We start from the raw sequence: 16466 nt of genomic DNA, 5'->3' as shown, positions 1-16466 counted from the left end.
GCAGACACCGAGCCGGGCATTTCTCGCGGAGGACAACAGAATTTCTGTCGGGCTACGCGAAAAATGCCCGGCTCGGCGGAGGAGGAAAGGGGACAGCCTCAGCCCCGCGCGGCCTGGATCTCGGCGGCCACCAGCTCGGCGAGCTCGACGGCGTTGAGGGCCGCGCCCTTGCGCAGGTTGTCCCCCACGGCGAAGAACTGCAGGCCGTGACCCGGCGCGAAGGCCTGGTCGGCGCGCAGCCGCCCCACGAAGGTGCCGTCGCGGCCGGCGCCCTTGAGGGGGCTGGGCACGTCCTGGTAGGTGACGCCGGGCGCCGCCTCCAGCAGCTCGCGGGCGCGCTCGACGCTGATCTCGCGGGCGAACTCGGCGTTGACGCTCAGGCCGTGGCCGGAGAACACCGGGATGCGCACGCAGGTACCGGAGACCAGCAGGTCCGGGATCCCCAGGATCTTGCGCGACTCGTTGCGCAGCTTCTGCTCCTCGTCGGTCTCGCCGGAGCCGTCCCCGGCGTCGTTCCCGGCCCAGGCCACGGCGTTGAAGGCGATGGTGTCGACGTAGACCTCCGGCGCGGGGAAGTCCACGGCCCGCCCGTCCAGGGCCAGGCCCTCCATGTCCTCGTTCACGACGGCGCGCACCTGCCCGGCCAGCTCGGCCACCCCGGCCCGCCCCGAGCCGGAGACGGCCTGGTAGGTGGAGACGATGAGGCGGATGAGCCCGGCCTCCTCGTGCAGCACCTTGAGGGCGGGCATGGCGGCCATGGTGGTGCAGTTGGGGTTGGCGATGATGCCCTTGGGGCGCTCGCGCAGGGCGTGCGGGTTGACCTCGCTCACCACGAGCGGGACCTCGGGGTCCTTGCGCCAGGCGGAGGAGTTGTCGACGACGACGGCCCCGGCCTCGGCGAAGCGGGGCGCGTGCTCGCGCGAGGCGGCGCCCCCGGCGGAGAAGATCGCGACGTCGATGCCGCTCAGGTCGGCGGTGGCGACGTCCTCGACCTCGACCTGGGCGCCGCGGAAGTCGACGACGCTCCCGGCGCTGCGGGCCGAGGAGAAGAAGCGCACCGCGCGGGCCGGGAAGTCGCGTTCGGCCAGCATGGCGCGCATGACGCGGCCGACCTGGCCGGTGGCGCCCACGACGGCGACGGCGACGCCGTCGGCCGGTCCGGTGAAGGTGTTGACAGTGCTGACTGGCTGGCTCATCGTCCGGTCCCTCCGTAGACGACCGCCTCGGCGGCCTGGGCGTCGAGGCCGAAGGCGGAGTGGACGGCGCGCACGGCCTCGTCGAGTACGGCGTCGTCGACCACCACCGAGATGCGGATCTCGGAGGTGGAGATCATGTGGATGTTGACCCCGGCCTCGCTCAGGGCGCTGAACAGGCGCGCCGAGACCCCGGGGTTGGAGCGCATGCCGGCGCCCACCAGGGACAGGATGCCGATGTCGGGGTTGAAGTGCAGGCTGCGGAAGCCCAGCTCCTCGCGGGCGCCCTCCAGGGCCTCGCGGGCGGTGGCGGAGTCGCCGTCGGGGCAGGTGAAGGAGATGTTGGTCAGGCCCGTGCCCTCGGCGGAGACGTCCTGGACGATCATGTCGATGTTGGCGTCGGTGCCGGCCACGATCGCGAAGATGCGGGCGGCGGCGCCGGGGACGTCGGGCACGCCCACGAGCGTGATCTTGTCCTGGCTGCGGTCGTGGGCGATTCCGGAGATGACGGGGGCTTCCACGTGGTCCTCCTTGGCGGACGGGCGGGGGCGGGCCTGGGCCCGCGCGGCGATGGCATTGCGGTGCGCGGAGTCGACGACGGCGGCCGAGGGGCCCTCGTCGAGTCCGGCGGGGTCTGAGGGCGAGGCCGGGCCGGCGGGGGCCGCCTCCGGGCTCGCTGCGCTGGCGGCACTGGCCGGCGTCGCAGGACTGCCCGGCGTCGCGATGTCTGCGGCGACGACGTCGTCGAGCTGGGCGGCCACGACCGAGGGCACGAAGGCGCCCTGCCTGCGGCCGTCGTAGATCCAGGTCCCGGTCTTGTCGGAGAAGGAGGAGCGCACGTGCAGCGGCACGCCGAAGCGGCGGGCGTACTCCACGGCGCGCAGGTGGAGGATCTTGGCGCCGTGGGCGGCCAGCTCCAGGGTCTCCTCGCTGGAGAGGGACTCGATGCGCTTGGCGGTGGGGACGATGCGGGGGTCGGCGGTGAACAGGCCGTCGACGTCGGTGTAGATCTCGCAGACGTCGGCGTTGAGGGCGGCGGCCAGGGCGACGGCGGTGGTGTCGGAGCCGCCGCGCCCCAGGGTGGTGGTGTCCTCGACCTCGTTGATGCCCTGGAAGCCGGCGACGATGGCGACGGCGCCGGTCTGGATGGAGCGGGCCACGCGCTCGGGCAGGACCCCGACGATGGAGGCCTTGCCGTACTTGGAGTCGGTGAGGACGCCGGCCTGGGCGCCGGTGTAGGCGCGTGCCGGCACGCCGAGCTCGCCGACGGCCATGGCGAGCAGGGCCATGGAGATGCGCTCGCCGGCCGACAGCAGGATGTCCATCTCGCGGGCCGGGGCGTCGGTGGTCAGGGCGGCGGCCTGGTCGAGGAGCTCGTCGGTCGTGTCCCCCATCGCGGAGACGACGACGACGACCGTGTTGCCGGCCTCGCGGGTGGCGACGATGCGCCGGGCGACGCGTCGCATCGCGTCGACGTCACTGACGGACGAGCCGCCGTACTTCTGGACGACCAGTGCCATGTGGCGCTCCTCGGGTCCTCGGGTCAGTCCTGTATCAGTCAGTCCTGCTGTCAACTGCCGCGCAGCGCAGCGGGCGGCCCCGCAGGGGCTTCCGAGGTGTGAAGCCGACGCCGCGCGGCGCCCACGACGGCGTGGCTGGGTCAAGCATACGATGCACCGTGTTGCCGACATATCACGCGGCTCTCACAGTGGCCGCACTTGCCTTCCTCCACCTGTGTCACCGCAACCTTCCACACGGTAGTCTCTCCTTATGGGCATTGAAGTCTCTCAGCTCACCCGCTTCTTCGGTCGCTCGCCCGCGGTGCGCCAGCTGGATATGTCGGTGCCCGACGGCGCCGTCACCGGCCTGGTCGGCCCCAACGGCGCAGGCAAGACGACGCTGCTGCTCATGCTCGCGGCCCTCCTGGCCCCGGACTCCGGGACGATCCGCGTCGCGGGCCTGGACCCGGTCACCCAGTCCCGCGAGATCCACCGCGCCGTGGGCTGGATGCCCGACGCCTTCGGCACCTGGGACTCCCTGACCTGCACCGAGATCCTCCTGACCTTCGCCGCCGCCCAGGGGATGGACGCCGATACCGCCCGCACCCGCGCCGTCGAGATGCTCACCCTGGTCCACCTCGACGAGCTGGCGCGCACGCCCGCCCGGGTACTCTCCCGGGGCCAGAAGCAGCGCCTGGGCCTGGCCCGCGCCCTCATCCACGCCCCCAAGGTCCTGCTCCTGGACGAGCCGGCCGCCGGCATGGACCCGCGCTCGCGCGCCGACCTGCGCATCCTGCTGCGCGACCTGGCCTCGGGCGGCACCACGGTCCTGCTCTCCAGCCACATCCTGTCGGAGATGGAGGAGATGGTCGACGGCGTCGTCTTCATGTCCCGCGGAACCGCCGTCCCCTCGCCATCGGACCCGGTACCGGTCGGAGACGCCGCGGCCGACGGCGCCACGCACCCGGCGCCGGTGCGACGGACCTGGCGGATGCGAGCCCTGGACGCAGGGCGCCTCAACGACTGGGCCGGCTCCGCGCAGCTGCCTGTCACGCCGGAGGAGGACGGGACCGTGCGCCTGCCGGTGGCCGACGACGCGGCGGCGGCCCGTCTGCTGCGCGAGGCCGTCGAGGCCGGGGTGGAGGTCGTCTCCTTCGCCCCGCTGCCGGGAACCCTGGAGGAGACCTACCTGGCCCTGGAAGGAGAACGCCGATGACCTGGACCGGTGTGCGCACCATCATGGTGCTCGAGCTGCGCCAGCGGGTGAGGGCCACGCGCTGGCGCGTCATGCTGGGGATCTGGCTGGCCGTCCTCATCCTGCTGTGCGGCGGGCTGACGATCGCCGTGGAGACGACGAGCCCCGGGCCGTCCAACGACTACCTCGTGGCCCTCTACGACCTCGTCGTCTGCTTCGTCCTGGGGATCGGGCTCATCGTGGCCCCCACCCTGTCGGCGACATCCATCAACGGCGACCGGGCCGACGCGACCCTGGCGCTGCTGCAGGCCACCGCGCTGCGCAGCCAGGAGATCGTCGTCGGCAAGCTGCTGGCGGCCTGGGTCGCGGCGATCGCCTTCCTGGGGGTGGCCGCACCCTTCCTCATCATCCTGACCGTCGCGGGCGGATCGCACTGGCAGGCGCTCGTCGCCCACCTGGTCATCCTCGTCTTCACGCTGGGGGCGGTGTGCGCGATCGGTTTGGGGTTCTCCAGCCTGACGGCGCGCCCCTCGGCATCGGCGGCGCTGACCTACATCGTGGTGGCCGCCCTGACCGTCGGAACGCCCCTGGCCACGGCCATCGCCTCCTCCGTGGTGACCGGCACGCAGACCGAGGTGGTCTACGACGTGAACTACAGCGACTCCACCGATGACAAGGTCGTATGCCAGCCCGAGCCCGAAACCTCCACCCACGACGTCACCCGCACCGACCGGATCTGGTGGATGCTGGCCCCCAACCCCTTCGTGGCCCTGGGGGACGCCACCGCGCACGTACCGCTTCAGCCGGCCAGCAGGGGCAGCGGCTACAGCGCGTCACCGCTGACGATCTCCGGCAGGATGATCGACGACATGCGCGACCCCAAGCCCGAGCGGGTTGTCCGCAACTACTGCGAGGGGGACGACTCCGATGACGGCTCGCCACAGTCTCCGATGACGAGCAGTGACGACCCGACGACGAACCACCTGGCCTTCTGGCCCGCCAGCCTTGTGGCGCTCATGGCTCTGGGGGCAGGCGGCGTGGTGACGGCCAGTCGGCGCCTGCGCGTCCCGGCCGGCAGGCTGCCGCGCGGCATCCGCCTGGCCTGAGCGTCACTTCCTCCCGCGGCCACCTACCCTCATCGAGCCGGGCACTTCTCGCGTAGCCCTACGGTTTTTCTGTCCGGCTACGCGAGAAATGCCCGGCTCGCCGCAAGGGATAAGTGGCTCTCAGTCAGGCCGTCTTCCACCGGAACAGCCGGGCCCCCAGCAGGCCGCAGACCACCGTCATACCGACGAGCACCGCCAGCGCCGTCCCATAATCCGCCCAGGACCGGCCGGACCACATCCCCTGCACGAGGTCGACCGGGTAGCGGAAGGGCGAGTAGCGGGCCACTCGCTGGACGCCCTGCGGGATCTGGCTCTGGGGGACGAAGGCCCCGGAGGTCATCATGATGACGATGAACAATCCGTTCCCGATCCCGGTGGCGGCGCGGGAGGACGGATAGACGGCGGCCAGCGTGTAGCCCAGCGCCAGGAAGGCCACCAGCCCAAGGGCCGCGGCGGCCAGGACCGCCACCGGGTTGCCCTGGAGCCTCACCCCGAAGCCGAGGGCTCCCACCAGCAGCGCCAGCACGATGCCTACCAGGCTGACGAGGAAGTTGACGGTCAGGTCGGCCGCCACGAAGACCCGCGGGCTCAGCGGCGTAGCCCGCAGGCGAGTCAGGGCCCCGCTCTCGCGCAGCTGGAGCTGGCTGGTGGGCAGGATGATGATGCCGGTCATCCCCACCACGAGGCAGGCGCAGGCCGGCAAGGTGGCGTCCATGAAGCCACGGCCCCCGAACTGGGGGTTGGGCTCGTTGCCGAAGAGCACGCCGAGGATCACCACCAGCAGCGGGGCGAGGATCAGGGTGAAGAACAGGCCGACGGGCTCAGGCAGGGTCGAGCGGGTCAGCATGACGAGCAGGGTTGTATAGGTTCGACGGGTGCGCGTGGTCGGCATGGTCGTATCTCTTCTCAGCGCTCGTTGTCTTGATAGTCGGTTTCAGCGGAGCCTTGACCGGTCATGAGTCCCGGAGGGCGCGCCCGGTGAGGTTGAGGAAGACCTCCTCCAGCCCCGGCGAGTGGGTCTCCATGTCCTGCACGACGACGTCGGCCTGCGCCAGGTGGGCCAGGACCGCCTGAGCGAAAGCGCCCGTGCCGCCGACGACGGTGACGGCGCCGTCGTTGGTCACGGAGGTGACGCCCTCGACGTCGGACAGGCTCGCCGGCGCAGGCGCACCGAGTCTGAGACGGAGCGTGGCCTGGCCACCGTGGGCCGCGATGAGCGCCGGGATCGTGTCGAGGGCGATGACGCGTCCGTGGTCGATGACGGCGACCCGGTCACACAGGGCCTCGGCCTCCTCCATGTAGTGGGTGGTCAGGACCACCGTCTTGCCGCGCTCGCGGATGTCGCGCACGACATCCCACATGGCCAGGCGCGCCTGGGGGTCGAGCGCGGTGGTCAGCTCGTCGAGGAAGAGCAGCTCGGGGTCGTGGACGAGGGCCAGGGCGATGAAGACGCGCTGGCGCTCCCCACCGGAGAGCCGGGCGACGTCGGTCTTCTCCTTGGAGGCGATGCCGAGGCGCTCCAGCAGCGGACGCCAGGGCAAGGACTGGTCGTAGAAGGAGGAGAAGAGCTCGAGGGCCTCTCCGACCCGTAGTCGGGGCAGGAGCGCGGCCTGCTGGAGCTGGATGCCGGTGCGGCGGGCGATCTCGCCGGCATCCTTGACGGGGTGCAGGCCCAGGACGGAGATCTCTCCGGAGGTGGGTTCGTCGAGGCCCTCGATGCTGGAGAGCAGTGTCGTCTTACCAGCGCCGTTGGGGCCGATGATGCCGAAGATCTCGCCGTCGGCGACCTGGAGGCTGACGTCGTCGACAGCGGTGAGGTCGCTGAAGCGGCGGGTGACGTGGTTGCAGGTGACGGCGTTCATCAGAACTCCTGGATGATGTGTCCGTCGAGGTGGATCGCCTCAGCGGGAGGGTTCTGTGCGCCCTCACCCCTCCATCGTCGCACCGTATAACTAGTTTTACAAGTCTTACCGAAGTTGCCGGTTAATTCCCGCGTCAACGAGGCCCCGACCGCCTCCCCGCCTTACATTCGTCGAGCCGGGCATTTCTCGCGTAGCCGGACAGAAGAACCGTGGGACTACGCGAAGAATGCCCGGCTCGGCAAGGAGGCCAGGAGGAGTCTCAGTCCTCGACGCGGCGTCGGCCCTCGAAGGCTCGCCCGAGGGTGACCTCGTCGGCGTACTCCAGGTCAGCTCCCACGGGCAGGCCGGAGGCGAGCCGGGAGACGGGCACGGCCATGGTGCGCAGCATGCGGGTGAGGTAGGCGGCGGTGGCTTCGCCGACGACGTCGGGGTCGGTGGCCAGGATGACCTCCTCGACCTCGCCGGACCCCAGGCGGCCGAAGAGCTCGCGCACGCGCAGATCGTCGGGGCCGACGCCGTTGATGGGGTCGATGGCACCGCCGAGCACGTGGTAGAGCCCCCGGTACTCGCGGGTGCGCTCGATGGCGACGACGTCCTTGGGCTCCTCGACGACGCAGATGACGCGCTGGTCGCGGCGGGGGTCGCGGCAGATCGCGCACTGAGGGGCCTCGGCGATGTTGCCGCAGGTCTCGCAGAAGCGGACCTTGGCCTTGACGGCGCGCAGGGCCTCGATGAGGCGCTCGACGGAGGCCGAGTCGGCGGCGAGCACATGGAAGGCCATGCGCTGGGCGGACTTGGGGCCGATGCCGGGCAGCTCGCCGAACTCGTCGATGAGGTCCTGGACGGCACCTTCGTAGACGGCGGGCATGTCAGCGTCCCTCCTGGGTCACGGTGACCTCCTCGATGACCTGGGCGCCCAGGATGCGCTTGACGACCTCCAGCCCGACAACGCCGGCGTCCTCGGCGTCGGGGTCGTCCTCGCTGGGGGTGTCGTCGGCCAGGGAGTCGGCGCCGGCGTCCTGCGCGGCGGCGCGGGCGGCGGCCATGGCGGCGGCCAGGCGCGAGCCCGCGATGCCCGACGGCGCCCAGGTGGCGTCGTCCTCGGGCGGGGCGCTCGGGGCGCTGGGTTCCTCGGGCGCCGGGCCGGGGCTGAAGGGGCTCGACGGCGTCCCCTCCCAGGTGACGGGGGCCAGGCCGGGCGATCCGGCGGTGACGTCGGGCGCACCGGACGCGCTGCCGGCGGCCGGCGCCTGCGGGGACTGAGCCTGCTGGTAGGACTGGGGAGCGGCCGGGGACGATGCGGCCCCGCCGGGAATCTCCGGCAGGGCGCGCAGACGGTGGACGGTGGCCAGAGGCGCCTCGTCGGGCGCCTGCGCGGCGGGGGCGGAGCGGGACTGCGCGGGTGACTGTGCGGGTGATGGTGAGGCGGGAGCCGGAGTCGGGACCGGCGCGGATGAGGGCTGGGGGCTGGAGGCACTGGGCCGGGAGCCGCCCCGGGGACCGGCGGGAGCGGGGGCCGAGGCGTGCGGGAGGGACACCTCGGGCGCCGGGGCCGCCGACGCGCCCGAGGAGGGTGATCCGCCCGGCGGGGATGACGGCGCTGAGCCCGGTGCGGACCGGGCCTGCACGGTTCCGCCTCCGGGGACGGCGACCGGTCCCCAGCCGTCGTCCGTGTCGGTGCTGCCAGTGCTGTCGGGGGCGGGCGCCGATGCGGGCGCCGGAGCCGAGCCGCCTCCGGGGACCGCGACGGGTCCCCACCCGTCGTCGGGGTCTGTGGGCACCGCGGGGGCCGACGACGTCGGGACCGCGTGGGGGGCGGGTGCAGAAGCAACCGGAGCCGCCGGGGGTGCGGAGGATGCGGAGAAGGCCGGGGCGGCGGGGGAGGCCGGGGAAACGGCCTGGAACTCGGAGGGCGCGGGGGCGGGCTGCAGCGCGCGCGGCTCGGGCGAGGCCGCGGTGGCCTGCGCGGCGGCCCCCGCAGCGGCAGGGTCCCCGGTGGGTCCGATCCGCTCAGCCGGGCCGGAGGGCTCGGCGGCGTCATATCCCGGGTACCCCGGGGCATCGGCGTAGGGGTCGGAGCCCCAGTCGTCGTCGGGCGGGGGCTCGACGATCGGCGAGCCGTCGTCCCAGGTGGTGGAGACGGACCGGCGCGCATGAGCACGGTCGGCGGGATCGATGCCGGCCGACCGGGCCGGTCCGGCAGCGGCCGCATCGGCACGATCGCGAGCGTCAGACTCACCGGCCCCTTCTGCTGCGCTGAAGGTCGGATCGGTCACCGCCGAGTCGTCGTAGGCCCTGTCGACACCGGCGGCGCCCGCCCGGGGGACGGCGGCAGACGGGGCGGAGGACGCACCAGCCCCGGAGGAGTCCTGCGGTGCACCGCCGCCTTGATCGACGCCACCGGCACGACCACCGACAACCGGGTCGGCGACGACCTGCGCGGAGCCCTGGAGCCTGGAGCCGACATCGCCGTCGCTCGCCTGTCCACCGTGAACGGCCGAGTCGACGGCGCTCGCCAGGGGAGCCGGACCGCTTGGGCCTGCACTCGGGGCACCGGCGTCGTGAGCCCCCGGAGCTCCACCATGACCGGCATGACCAGCACCGTCAGGACGGCCAAGGCTGTGGCCTCCACTGCCCGCGTCACCGACTCCGGCGGCTCCACCGCCGAAGCCGCCCGGGCCACCCGGACCGTGCGAGCCGCCGGAGCCTCCCGGACCTCCCGAGCCACCTGACCCGTCGGGACCGTCACCGGCGACGATGGCGTGCACCTCAAGGCGCAGGCCGAGGGCCTGGTGGAGGGCTGCGGAGAAGATGGGACCGTGTCCGCCGTTCTCGAAGGCGCCCACGAGACCGGGCGCGGCGAACAGCAGGGTGAAGACGCCCCCGGAGACGGTGCCCGGCCGGGAGTTGGGGCCGACCAGCGCCCAGGTCGCGCGCCGCGAGCGCTTGGCGGCCTCGAGGACCTCCTCCCAGCGGGTGCGGATCATCTCCGCGTCGGCCGCCTCGGCCCCGCCAGGACCGCCGGCGGCACCACGCCCCTGGGTCGTGGGGGCCGCCGGCGCGCTCGGGGCCGCCGGGGCGCCGGCCTGTCCGGCTGCGTATGAGGGCTGCTCGACCGGCTGTTGGGGCGGCGCGGCCGCGGCGGACGGCGCCGAGAGCCCTGACGGGGCGGGGGACGAGGACGCGGCGGAGGCTGCCGGCCCGTGGGACGGGGCGCCGTCGTTGGGGCCGTCCCAGCTGACGGCGGATCCGGCCTGCGGAGCCTGCGCAGCCGACGTCGCTCCCGCGGCGGGCGCCGAGGGCGCGTTCGGGGCCGACGCCGACGCCCGTGGCGCCGCCCCTGTCGGGGCACCACCCGGCTCGTTCCAGCCGTCCGCGTTCGAGGCCTGTCCCCAGCCGTCGTCGGCCTGAGGGGTCTGAGGGGCCGGGGGCGCCCCGGGCGCCGCGGCGGGGGCTGCGCTCCCGTCATTCCCCGCTCCCCCGGTGTTCTCGGGCCACTGGCTCCCGCGCCGTCCGGCGGCGTCCGCGGAGGCCTGTCGGGCGATCTGGGCGGCCATCTCGCGCCCGGATCCGGCGGGTATACCGCCAGAGGCGTTGGCAGCGCCCGCCCCGGGAGCGAGCGACGACGTCGGCCCTGCGGCCCCGGCCTGCCCGGGCGCTCCTCCCGGGCCCGCGGCGCCACCGGCCTGGGCGTGACCGGCCGGGATGAGCAGGCGGGCCACGAGCAGCTCGAGCTGGAGGCGGGGGGAGGTGGCGCCGACCATCGCCGTGAGGGCCTGGGCGGTGGTGTCGGCGGCCCGCGAGAGGGCCGCGGCCCCCATGGTGCGGGCCTGGAGGTCCATGCGCTCGAGCTCGTCGAGAGGCATGGAGCCGAGCGCCGCTCCGGCCTCGGAGCCGGCCAGGGCGATGACGAGGAGATCGCGCAGGCGGGCGAGCAGGTCCTCGACGAAGCGCCTGGGGTCGTGCCCGGAGGAGACGACCCGGTCGACCACCCGGAAGACGCCGGCGCCGTCGGCCGCCGCGATCGCGTCGACGCACTGGTCGAGCATGGTGGTGTCGGTGTAGCCGAGCAGGGCGACGGCCCGCTGATAGTCGACGCCGCCGTCGTGCGCACCGCCGATGAGCTGATCCATGACGGACAGGGTGTCGCGCACGGAGCCGCCGCCGGCGCGCACCACGAGGGGGAAGACGCCGGGGCCGATCTCGACGCCCTCGGCCCGGCACAGCTGGCCCAGGTAGCCCTCGAGGACGTCCGGCGGGACGAGGCGGAAGGGGTAGTGGTGGGTGCGCGAGCGGATCGTGCCGATGACCTTCTCGGGCTCGGTGGTGGCGAAGATGAACTTCACGTGCGCGGGCGGCTCCTCGACGAGCTTGAGCAGCGCGTTGAAGCCCTGGGCGGTGACCATGTGGGCCTCGTCGAGGATGAAGATCTTGTAGCGGTCGCGGGCCGGGGCGAAGGCGGCGCGCTCGCGCAGGTCGCGGGCGTCGTCAACGCCGTTGTGGCTGGCGGCGTCGATCTCGACGACGTCGAGGCTGCCGGGGCCGCCGGTGGCCAGGTCCCGGCAGGAGGGGCAGGTGCCGCAGGGGGTGTCGGTGGGGGCCTGGGCGCAGTTGAGGCAGCGGGCCAGGATGCGCGCCGACGTCGTCTTGCCGCAGCCGCGCGGGCCGGAGAAGAGGTAGGCGTGGGTGACCCGGTCGGCCCGCAGCGCCGCCATGAGCGGAGCGGTGACATGGTCCTGCCCGATGACCTCCTGGAAGGCGTCGGGACGGTAGCGGCGGTACAGAGCGGTGGTCACGGGCCGAGCCTAATCGGCCGGGCCGACCCCGTGCGAGGCGCCGGGCACGTCAGGTGCGCACCGAGCGACTCACGTCGGAGGGCTCGACCGGCGTCGGCGGGAGGAACGGCGGAACAACGGGGAAACGAGGATCGGCGCCGAGGCATGATCCAGGGCGTACTCCACGAACCTCGGGTGCCCCTGGCCGGGGGTTAGCCGCACTGCACGATACGTCAACCGTCGTGGAGTACCGCCAACCTTCCTCCAGTGGCCCCCAGACGTCGTGCAGTGCGGGCGAGTGGGCCTGCCGCCACGAGGAGCCCTCACGTGCCATCCCACCCGGGCCTCGCACAGTACAGGCGGGTGGGCTCAGCGGGCCGCACCGACGTCGTGCTGAGCCCGAGGCGGCGGGGCATGGGCCGAGCGAGGACGTACCTTTGAGGCGAGGACTGCGCTTTCCCGCAGGTTACTGAGGTCCGCCCCCAGTCGTCTGCGAGAAAGGTACGTCCCCGACGGGAAGCGCAGTCGCCGATAGCTCCTCGATGCGCGCTCCGGGTCTTTCCGGACTCTTCCGCGCTCCCGGCCCGATCCCTCGGCACCCAGGAACGTGAGGACCCCTCGTGCACCCGCCAGAGCCCGCTTACCCTTGCTACCTTCCGGTCCTGGGGGATTCGCTGGATGACGCCGCACGAGGGGCCGAGCGAGAGACTACCCGATCGGGGCCCCGGTTGCGAACCGGCTTCACTCGCCTCTGATCGCGCGGACGCACCATAGAGCCCCGGGACTGCCCCCTTGGCATCAAGTCTTGGAGGCCCAAGGTGCGTCCGCGCGGGAACCGGTGGCCACGTCTCCCGGTCCGGGCCGCTCCCGGTCAGGGCCGCTCCCGGTCAGGGCCGCTCCCGGTCAGGGCCGCTCTCGGTCAGGGCAAGCAGATCGGGCCAGCGGATCCGGCCTCGCGTGACAGATCCCACCGCCCCGGACTGGCCCCGGAGATGGGCGGTCCGATATATTCCTTTCTCGTTGCACGCGGTTGTCGCCGCATGGAGCACCTGGAGGATTCGCCTAGTGGCCTATGGCGCACGCTTGGAAAGCGTGTTGGGTGCAAGCCCTCGGGGGTTCGAATCCCCCATCCTCCGCCACCAACCCCGGGATCCGCACGATCCCGGGGTTTTGTCATGGTGCAAGGGCGGGTGCCGGGCCCCCTCAGGCGCCCGACGACGAGCTCAGGAGTACCTCTCCTCGAAGTGACGCTCGAGGGACTCCAGGGTGTGACCGAAGGTCTCGGGCAGGAACCTGGCGTAGAAGGCGAGCGTGAGCGCGTTGATGACGGCGAAGACGAAGAAGGTGTTGCCCTGGACCGCCGCGATGAGGTTGGGGAAGGCGAAGGCCACGATGACGTTGCCCATCCAGTTGCAGAACACGGCCACCCCGTTGGCCAGGCCGCGCACCCGCATCGGGAACATCTCGGCGAGCATGAGCCAGAAGGTCGGGCCGATGAAGCACTGCATGGAGAACAGGAACGTCAGCATGAACAGCAGGACCAGGTAGCTCCGGGTCACCGAGGCGGGCAGGAGGAACATGAACCCGAGCATCACCAGGGAGACGACGACGCCGGTCTGACCGATGATCATCATGCGTTTGCGCGGCAGCCGCTTGAGGAAGCCGATACCGATGGCGACGGCGACGACGGAGACGACCCCGTTGGCGATGGTCGCCACGAGGGCGGCCTGAGTGCCCAGTCCGGTGGTCTCCAGGATCGTCGGGGCGTAGTACATGATGCCGTTGACCCCCGTCAGCTGGGACAGGGCGGCCAGCCCGATGCCGATGAGGGTGATCCTGCGGATCCACGGAACCCGGAAGTCGCTCCACGCCCCGGAGCCGATCCTGGCCTCCTCCTCGACCCGTCGAGCGATGTCCTCGCCCTCGGCCTCCACCTCATCGGGCATGCGGACCTCGTTGAGGACGGCCCACATCTCCTGGGTACGCCGCTTGTTGGCGAGCCAGCGGGGGGACTCGGGCAGCAGGTGGATGCCGATCCACAGCGCGATCGCCGGCACCGAGCAGATGACGAGCATCCAGCGCCACACGTGGGCGTGGGGCCACATGATCGCGATGAAGGCGTTGAAGGAGTATGCGAGCAGCTGGCCGGTGACGATCATGAGCTCGTTGCGAGCCACCATCGTTCCTCGGATGGCGACGGGCGCCATCTCGGACAGGTACACGGGGACCGTGGCGCTGGCGCCTCCGACCGCCAGCCCGAGCAGAAAGCGGAAGCACACGAGCACCGCATAGTTCGGGGACAGGGCGCAGCCCAGGGCGGCCAGGAGGAAGATGACGGCCACGGTCATGATGTTCTTCCTACGCCCGTAGCGGTCGGACAGACGCCCGCCGATCACGGCGCCGAAGGCCGCCCCCAGGGTGAGGCTGGAGGTGACGATCGACTGCTGGAAGGCGCTGAGCCCGAGTCCGCCCTCGGAGGCCCCCTTGGCGAGAAAGGGAAGCGCGCCGGAGATGACGCCGGTGTCGTACCCGAGGAGGAGACCACCGAGGGTCGCGATAGTGCGGATGGTGAACAGGCGCTTGTCGACTCTTCTGCGATCGGAGACCGCGGTTACTGCACTCATGAGGATCTCTCCCCCGAGACGGAGAAGGTGTCGATGAACTGGTCGAGAGCAGCCTCGGACACGGCCGTCGAACCGTTCTCGCCCTCACCGGTGGCGAAGGCCTCCATGGCCACGGTGCCGCGGTAACCGGCGGCGGCCAGGGCCTCGGAGACGGCCCGGTAGCTGATCTCGCCGGTGCCGGGCTGGGCGCGGCCGGGGACGTCGGCGACCTGGATCTCGCCGATGAGCGGCAGGCACTGCCGGCACAGCTCGATGAGGTTCCCCTCCCCGATCTGCGCGTGGTAGAGGTCGAGGTTCATCCGCAGGTGGGGAGAGTCGACCGCAGCGACGAGGGCACGGGTGTCACGGGCGAGCGCAAAGGGGCAGCCGGGGTGGTCGACGGCGGTGTTGAGGTTCTCCAGGGTGAAGATGCGGCCGTGGCGCTCGCCGAGCTCGGCCAGGCGCCGGCAGGTGTCGACGGCGCGCAGCCAGTCGGTCGGGCTGGGATGTGCGTTGGCGACCACGGGGATGCCGCCCTCACCGAGACCGGTCCCGTGGACGTTGAGCCGGGGGCAGTCGATCGTCTCGGCGGCCTTGAGCGAGTCCTCCGCGGTGGACAGGATCCGGGTGACTCCGTCGTCGGTGGTGAGATCGCCCTCGACGTAGCCGGTCATGGAGACGATCTCGACGCCGTCGGCGCGCCGTGCCGCAAGCGCCGTGAGATCCTTGGCGGTCCAGTCCCAGATCTCCACCTTGAGGCCGCGAGCGGCAATGGCGTCGACGCGCTCGAGGAAGGGCTTGTCGAGGTAGATCATCTCGGCGCAGGCGGCGAGGGTGAAGGCGTTGTCGGCGGGAACGGTCACGGGGCTCATCGGGCGACCTCCTCCAGGGTGACGACGGCGGTGTCGAGAAGGCCTGCTTCACGTGTGTCGGGGCGGACGGGCAGGGCGGTGGGCACGATGACTCCTTCGTCATGAGGGTTTCCGGCGGCCTCTGTGCCGCCTCCTGACACCAACGAGACTAGGACGTTCTAGTGATATACCAGCATTGAGGATCACAACTCTGCAACCTGATCCCACCTATTTCCTAATATTTCAACAGTCTATGCCGAGCACCTCTCGAACGATCGTTCTAGAATTCTAGACGTTACAGTCCACTCGGGAGACCGCGGCAGCTCAGGCGAAGGAGGACCATGGCGCGAGGACGCAGCAAGCGGGTGACGCTCCTCGATGTCGCCAAGGAGGCGAACTGCTCAGTCTCACTGGCCTCGATCGTCATGCGGGACGCGACCGGGGCCTCGGAGGAGACCAGACGTCGGGTCAAGGCGGTGGCGGCACGCCTGGGATATCGCCCCGACCAGCGAGCACGCGCCCTGCGCTCGGCGAGGTCGGGCCTCATCGGCGTCACCTTCGGCGTCCACCAGCCCTTCCACGCGGAGATCGTCGACGGCCTGTACGCAGCCGCCGAGTCCGGCGGGCACGAGCTGGTGCTCTCGGCGGTCGTCGGCGCCGTCGACGACCGCAGGGCAGCGGAGACGCTCCTGCGGGATCGTTGTGAGGCCCTGATCATGATCGCGCCCTCCCTGGGCATGGGGCGCCTGCGGGTGCTTGCGGACGAGGTTCCCGTCATCGCCGTCGCACGCCCGCTGTCATGCCCCGGCGTCGACGTCATTCGCATCGATGACCGGGGCGGAATCGTCATGGCGGTTGACCATCTCGCCGACCTGGGGCATCGGCGGATCGTGCATGTTGATGGTCGGACCGCACCGTCGAGCACCGAGCGAAGCACCGGCTACCTCCAGGCGATGGAGGCGCACGGCCTCAAAGCGGAGTCGGCCATCATCCCCGGGGGCCTCGAGCAGGCCGACGGCGTCCGGGCGGCCCGGGAGATCCTGGCCGGAGGCACCCTGCCGACGGCGATCACGGCCTTCAACGACCGACTCGCCTTCGGCATCATTCAGGGCCTCTTCATGGCCGGCGTCAAGGTGCCCGAGCAGGTGAGCGTCGTCGGCTTCGACAATGCCCGCAGGTCGGACACCAGCCTCGTTCCGCTGACCACCATTGACCAGAATCCCTCTCTCATGGCCCGGCTGGCACTGGAGCGAGCCGTGGGACGTGCCGCGGACCGCTATCTGCCCACGCAGCAGGTGCTCGTGCCGCGGCTGGTGGAGAGGGCCTCAACCGGCCCCGCGGCCCCCTGAGTCGCCTCCCCGCCGAACGGCAGATTGGTACCT

The 16466-nt window shown here is 71.7% G+C and carries 11 protein-coding genes, 1 tRNA gene and 1 other RNA gene; 4 read left to right on the top strand and 9 right to left on the bottom strand.

Annotated elements, in window-relative coordinates; all coding sequences use genetic code 11:
- Positions 1-98: 98 nt before the first annotated feature.
- Together HCR68_RS01165 and HCR68_RS01160 are read right to left on the bottom strand one after the other, a co-directional pair.
- Positions 99-1196, bottom strand: a complete 1098-nt coding sequence (locus tag HCR68_RS01165; RefSeq protein ID WP_167145406.1) for an aspartate-semialdehyde dehydrogenase — start codon at positions 1194-1196, stop codon at positions 99-101.
- Positions 1193-2713: an aspartate kinase gene (locus HCR68_RS01160; RefSeq protein WP_167145404.1), complete on the bottom strand. Its 1521-nt coding sequence runs from the start codon at positions 2711-2713 to the stop codon at positions 1193-1195. Before HCR68_RS01160 ends, HCR68_RS01165 begins: the two co-directional genes overlap by 4 nt.
- A gap of 250 nt (positions 2714-2963) precedes the next feature.
- Between HCR68_RS01160 and HCR68_RS01155 the strand changes: the two genes are divergently transcribed.
- Complete coding sequence (locus tag HCR68_RS01155) at positions 2964-3908, top strand: ABC transporter ATP-binding protein (protein WP_167145402.1); 945 nt, start codon at positions 2964-2966, stop codon at positions 3906-3908.
- Positions 3905-4993 (top strand): ABC transporter permease, encoded by a 1089-nt coding sequence (locus HCR68_RS01150; RefSeq protein WP_167145400.1) that lies wholly within the window; start codon positions 3905-3907, stop codon positions 4991-4993. Before HCR68_RS01155 ends, HCR68_RS01150 begins: the two co-directional genes overlap by 4 nt.
- A 124-nt stretch (positions 4994-5117) precedes the next feature.
- Here HCR68_RS01150 and HCR68_RS01145 read toward each other — a convergent pair whose 3' ends face one another.
- The 5 genes from HCR68_RS01145 to ffs all read right to left on the bottom strand — a co-directional run bounded on the left by HCR68_RS01145 (position 5118) and on the right by ffs (position 12331).
- On the bottom strand, positions 5118-5885 hold the full coding sequence (locus HCR68_RS01145) for an ABC transporter permease (protein ID WP_167145398.1): 768 nt from the start codon (positions 5883-5885) through the stop codon (positions 5118-5120).
- Between the two features lie 61 nt (positions 5886-5946).
- Complete coding sequence (locus HCR68_RS01140) at positions 5947-6855, bottom strand: ABC transporter ATP-binding protein (RefSeq protein WP_208320463.1); 909 nt, start codon at positions 6853-6855, stop codon at positions 5947-5949.
- Between the two features lie 259 nt (positions 6856-7114).
- Positions 7115-7723 carry a recombination mediator RecR gene (gene recR / locus HCR68_RS01135; RefSeq protein ID WP_167145396.1) on the bottom strand — a complete coding sequence of 203 codons (609 nt, stop codon included), beginning with the start codon at positions 7721-7723 and terminating at the stop codon, positions 7115-7117.
- Between the two features lies 1 nt (position 7724).
- A complete protein-coding gene (locus HCR68_RS14420; RefSeq protein WP_279586954.1) occupies positions 7725-11651 on the bottom strand; it encodes a DNA polymerase III subunit gamma and tau in 3927 nt (1308 codons plus the stop codon).
- Positions 11652-12236: 585 nt separating this feature from the next.
- Positions 12237-12331: signal recognition particle sRNA small type (gene ffs / locus HCR68_RS01125), an RNA gene on the bottom strand.
- Between the two features lie 350 nt (positions 12332-12681).
- Here ffs and HCR68_RS01120 point away from each other — a divergent pair.
- A tRNA-Ser gene (locus HCR68_RS01120) sits at positions 12682-12769 on the top strand.
- Positions 12770-12853: 84 nt separating this feature from the next.
- On the opposite strand, the gene HCR68_RS01115 is transcribed toward HCR68_RS01120, so the two are convergent.
- Both HCR68_RS01115 and HCR68_RS01110 read right to left on the bottom strand, forming a co-directional pair.
- The gene (locus tag HCR68_RS01115; protein ID WP_167145394.1) at positions 12854-14254 is read right to left on the bottom strand and encodes a sugar porter family MFS transporter; all 1401 of its coding nucleotides are present in this window, start codon (positions 14252-14254) and stop codon (positions 12854-12856) included.
- Entirely contained in the window at positions 14251-15105 is an 855-nt protein-coding gene (locus tag HCR68_RS01110; RefSeq protein ID WP_167145392.1) for a TIM barrel protein, read from the bottom strand. The genes HCR68_RS01115 and HCR68_RS01110 overlap by 4 nt, the downstream gene beginning before the upstream one ends.
- A 320-nt stretch (positions 15106-15425) precedes the next feature.
- Here HCR68_RS01110 and HCR68_RS01105 point away from each other — a divergent pair, with 320 nt between their 5' ends.
- Entirely contained in the window at positions 15426-16433 is a 1008-nt protein-coding gene (locus HCR68_RS01105; RefSeq protein ID WP_243858855.1) for a LacI family DNA-binding transcriptional regulator, read from the top strand.
- The last annotated feature ends 33 nt before the right edge of the window (positions 16434-16466 follow it).

The organism is Actinomyces sp. ZJ308 (genome assembly GCF_011752065.1).
Taxonomy (GTDB): domain Bacteria; phylum Actinomycetota; class Actinomycetes; order Actinomycetales; family Actinomycetaceae; genus Actinomyces.
The sequence above is the reverse complement of the archived record's forward strand: the minus strand, read 5'-3'. Positions and strand labels throughout refer to the sequence as shown.